This window comes from Streptomyces chengmaiensis (genome assembly GCF_029846775.1).
GTDB lineage: Bacteria > Actinomycetota > Actinomycetes > Streptomycetales > Streptomycetaceae > Streptomyces > Streptomyces chengmaiensis.
Genome location: NZ_JARWBG010000119.1, coordinates 1 through 4,562, shown reverse-complemented (window position 1 = coordinate 4,562; position 4,562 = coordinate 1). Strand labels below are relative to the sequence as shown.

2 protein-coding genes are annotated in these 4,562 nt (G+C 71.7%); one reads left to right on the top strand and one right to left on the bottom strand.

Annotated features, from left to right (window positions below):
- Positions 1-298 precede the first annotated feature (298 nt).
- Positions 299-1,504: a transglycosylase family protein gene (locus QCN29_RS36545; RefSeq protein ID WP_279933561.1), complete on the bottom strand. Its 1,206-nt coding sequence runs from the start codon at positions 1,502-1,504 to the stop codon at positions 299-301.
- Between the two features lie 1,974 nt (positions 1,505-3,478).
- Between QCN29_RS36545 and QCN29_RS36540 the strand changes: the two genes are divergently transcribed.
- Positions 3,479-4,562 (top strand): Hsp70 family protein (locus tag QCN29_RS36540; protein ID WP_279933560.1); only part of this gene is annotated, 1,084 nt, incomplete at its 3' end.

Sequence of the window (4,562 nt, the reverse complement as noted above, 5' to 3'; positions counted from 1 at the left end):
GGCCCGGGCCCCAAAAGACGCGGCGCCGGCCTGAGCCTCTACCAAGTCGTCCGCGAGCTGCAGACACTCCTCGCTCTCTGGACCGGTGCCTGCCCCACCTGCCATCGCGACATACCCGCACCGCTACGGATCTGACCAAGCACTACTAGTGCCCGGGAAACCAGCCCGTCCGCGGCGTCTCCCGGAGAAGCCAACCGGCCGCACGACGGCATGCGGGGCGGGCGCGGCGGCAGTCCGCCACGCCCGCCCCCTCCTCCCCCACCCGGGTCTGAAGGCCCGTCACGCCGTCGGAGCGACGTCAGGAGACGACTCCGAGCGACCGCAGATAGCTGACCGGATTGACATCGGAGCCGTAGCGCTCGCTGGTGCGCACCTCGAAGTGGAGATGCGGGCCGGTGGTGCGTCCCGTGGCTCCGGACCGGGCGATCTTCTGCCCCGCGGCGACCCGCTGTCCGTCGCGCACGGTCAGGGACGACAGATGGGCGTACTGGGTGTGCATGCCGTTCGCGTGCCGGATGATCACCTCATAGCCGTATGCGCCGTTCCAGCCCGCCGAGACCACCGCGCCCGAGGAGACCGCCCGCACCGCCGTGCCGACCGGCACCGCGTAGTCCACCCCCGTGTGCCGGCCGCTCGCCCAGCGCCCCCCGGCGACGCCGTACGAGGCGCTGACGGCCGCGCTCACCGGGGCCGCATGGCTGCCCTGTGCGGACGTCTTGCCGCTGCGGTTCTTCGCCGCCTCGGAGCTCGCCTTCCCCGCGCTCTTGTGCGGCTTCGCGGGCTTGCCCGCCGTCCGGCTGGCCCGTTCCGCGCCAGAGGGGAGGTCGAGCCGCTGCCCCGGCACGATCAGATGCGGATCGTCGCCGATCACCTCGCGGTTGGCGTTGTAGAGGCGCTTCCAGCCGCCGCCGACGGACTCCTTCACCGCGATGTACGACAGTGTGTCACCGCTGACCACGGTGTACGTGCCGGACGCGGCCCGCCCGCCCGCCGCACGACCCCCGACCGCGGACCCGGAGGAGGGGCGGTCGCCGTTGCTCCGCGAGGCGGCGTCCGGCTTGTCGGTCCGCCCGCCCGAGGAACCGCTCGCCGGGGCCTCCACCCGCCCGGCCGGCCTGGCGGAGCCGCGCGTGAGGTTCGCCCGGACCGAGCAGGTGGGCCAGGCGCCCGGCCCCTGCCGGTCGAGCACCGACTCGGCCACCGCGATCTGCTGCGCCTTGGTCGCCAGATCGGCCCGCGCGGCGTAGCGGGCCCCGCCGAAGGCCTCCCAGGTGTGCTGGGAGAACTGCAGCCCGCCGTAGTAGCCGTTGCCCGTGTTGATGCTCCAGTTGCCGCCGCTCTCGCAGGCGGCGACCTTGTCCCAGATCTCGACCGGAGCCGCCGCGGCGGCTCCGGCGCCGAGGAACGGCAGCGTCATGCCCATGCTGCTCGCGGTCAGAGCGGCGGACAGCACGCCGATCCGGCGCGGCGTGACACTGCGGCGGTGGCTTCCTCGTGCGGCCATGGGCCATCCCTCCAGTACGGCGCTGATCCCGCCCGTCGGCAGATCCGGCAGGCTGGTTCGAGTAGCGCAGCCGGGTTCTGCGCGTCACAAGGCGCACAGCACGTCACAGGGCCCCATGCGCCACCGCGCGCCCCGGCGCCGCAAGCTGACGCACCATCAGTTTTATGGTCCGGGGCGCACACAGGTCCGCACGGAGGTGCGCACACTCGTCTACGGCAGCGGCCCTCGGGCAGGGGCCTGCGCCGGACCCGCCCCCGCGGCGCGTTGCAGACGCACTCGCGCCGCACCCGGCCGACACGGCGGAACGGATTGGCGGATCCGCGACTTCGGCCCGCGCGGTGCACCGCACTCGTGGGCGAATTCCACGGCGTGACCTCCCCCGACACGGAACAGGCCGGATCCGCCTCTCCGCCACGGCGATTGCCGCGGACGGGGGTGCGGCGGGTCGGTGTCCCCGGCAGGCGCGGCACCCCACATTTGCCGTGCGCCCCGGAAGCAGCGAAGGTGCGTTCGGCCCGGGAGACACAGACGGCTCGCGCTGAGCCGGAAGGCGAACGCGCACCATCTCACGGCAAGGCGAACCCGCACCATCTCACCGCACGGACGCTGCGCTCCGCGTCACACGGATAGCCGACGCGCCCCCGCCGCGGCGGCGGCCGCGATACCCGTCGCATTCCCGCTGGTGACCCCAATGCCGGGCGAATAGGAACAGACACGGGGTGAAGCGGCGCGGTGGGCGAGAGGTGATCCGTCCGCGCGGCGGCCCGGGGATTCGCCGGGCGATGCCCGCACGACTTCATCGGGTGCGACCGGCCGGCGCGCGCCGTGCACCATCGTATTCCCCGGCAGGGCAGCGGATACGGCGATGGAGGGAAAGCGGACGCGACTGCTCTGTCATCCGCCTCCACAGCGTTCCGCCGGGCTCGTTGTGCCGGGCTCCGAGCGTCGCCGCCCGTCGTCCTGGCCGCGCACCTCCGCAGCGGCGACAGCCCGCCCTCCCCGGCCTGGGAGCCGCGCACCGTCGGCGTCGCGCCGCGCATCCCGGCGGCGTACGGGCGGCCGCTGTTCCGCACTCCTGCTGCTCTCCTGCCTTCCATGACGTCATGGCGGCCGCTTCACCGCGCCCTTGGCCGGACGGGGGCCCGCAAAGACACGTGTGATCCCGAGCAGGGCGGGGAGTTCGGGGGATTGCGGCCCTTCGCGGCCCCGGCGCACCGGCCCGGAACGCCCCCGGAACGCCCCCGGAACACAGCCGACTTCCCGGACCGGGCGGTATGGACGGGGCGTTGGTCCGCGAGCGTCGGCCGCCGTCGGCCGCGCGGGACAGTGAACCGGGGGCGGCGACCCGGTGGCTGTGGAACGGATCTCTTCGCGCGGTGTCGCGAGGCGCCCTTCCCGTGCCGCGCCCCGGTTTTCCCCGAAGATATGGTCCGATTGCCGAGGGAGCGGGAAAGTGGCGGAATATCTCACGGCATGCATATAGCCGTAGCCGCGCGGCCGCGCCTACCATTGACGCACAACGACTTCTCCCGGAGATCTCCCCCGAGGCTCCGGGGTGATCAATCCCCTTGACCAGTACGGCCAGGCGCCCGCGGGTGCTGCTGCCGCCATTTGCGCGGCGGTCGCTCCGCGGGCGGTCACTCGGGCCGCCGTCCGCCGGATACTCCGTACTGCGCAGCGCACGGCGCGGCGATGGCGCCTGCCGTGTGGCCGGACGGGCTGAGCCGGCATGCGCCTTGTGGTGTACGCCGTTCTGGCCGCATCCGTATACGGCCCGCCCAGGGGCGCACCTCTTCCCGGCGCGTGCACCGAGCCGCCCGTCGGACCCCACACCCGGCCGAGCTCTCGCCGCCGCAGCCCCGCATCCGGACGGAGACATGATCCAGTCGAGGCGGTTGACGCGCCGTTCTGGGCGTTTAATGGAGATTGTCCGGAGGGTTTCTCCCTGTGAGCCCGCAGGGCGAGGAGAGGATCATGACGCGCGCAGTCGGTATCGACCTAGGCACGACGAACTCGGTGGTCTGCGTCCTGGAGGGCGGCGAGCCGACCGTGATCACCAATACGGAGGGCAGTCGGACGACGCCCTCCGTGGTGGCCTTCTCGAAGAAGGGCGAGGTGCTCGTCGGCGAGGTCGCCAAGCGCCAGGCCGTGACCAACGTGGAACGCACCGCACGCTCCGTGAAGCGCCATATGGGGGACGCGCAGTGGCGGTTCCCCGACACCGGCGACGTCGACGGGAAGCGGTACACCGCCCAGGAGATCTCGGCCCGTGTGCTGCAGAAGCTGAAGCGGGACGCGGAGGCCTATCTGGGCGAGGAGGTCACGGACGCGGTCATCACCGTCCCGGCGTACTTCAACGACTCCCAGCGCACCGCCACCAAAGAGGCAGGAGAGATCGCCGGCCTGAACGTCCTGCGCATCATCAACGAGCCCACCTCCGCGGCCCTGGCCTATGGCCTGGACAAGGAGAACGACCAGACGATCCTGGTCTTCGACCTCGGCGGCGGCACCTTCGACGTCTCGCTGCTGGAGATCGGCGAGGGCCTGGTCGAGGTGAAGGCCACCAACGGCGACACGCACCTGGGCGGCGACGACTGGGACCAGCGCATCGTGGACCACCTGGTCAAGCAGTTCCACAACGGCTACGGCATCGACCTGTCCAAGGACAAGATGGCCGTGCAGCGGCTGCGTGAGGCCGCGGAGAAGGCCAAGATCGAGCTGTCGGCGGCGAGCGAGACCTCGATCAACCTGCCCTACATCACGGCGTCCGCCGAAGGGCCGCTGCACCTGGAGGAGAAGCTCACCCGCGCCCAGTTCCAGCAGCTCACCTCCGACCTGCTCGACCGCTGCAAGACCCCCTTCCACAGTGCGGTCAAGGATGCCGGGATCAAGGTCTCGGACATCGACCATGTGATTCTGGTCGGCGGTTCGACGCGTATGCCGGCGGTGGCGGAGCTGGTGAAGGAGCTGACCGGCGGCAAGGAGGCCAACAAGGGTGTGAACCCGGACGAGGTCGTCGCGATCGGCGCCTCGCTCCAGGCCGGTGTGCTGAAGGGCG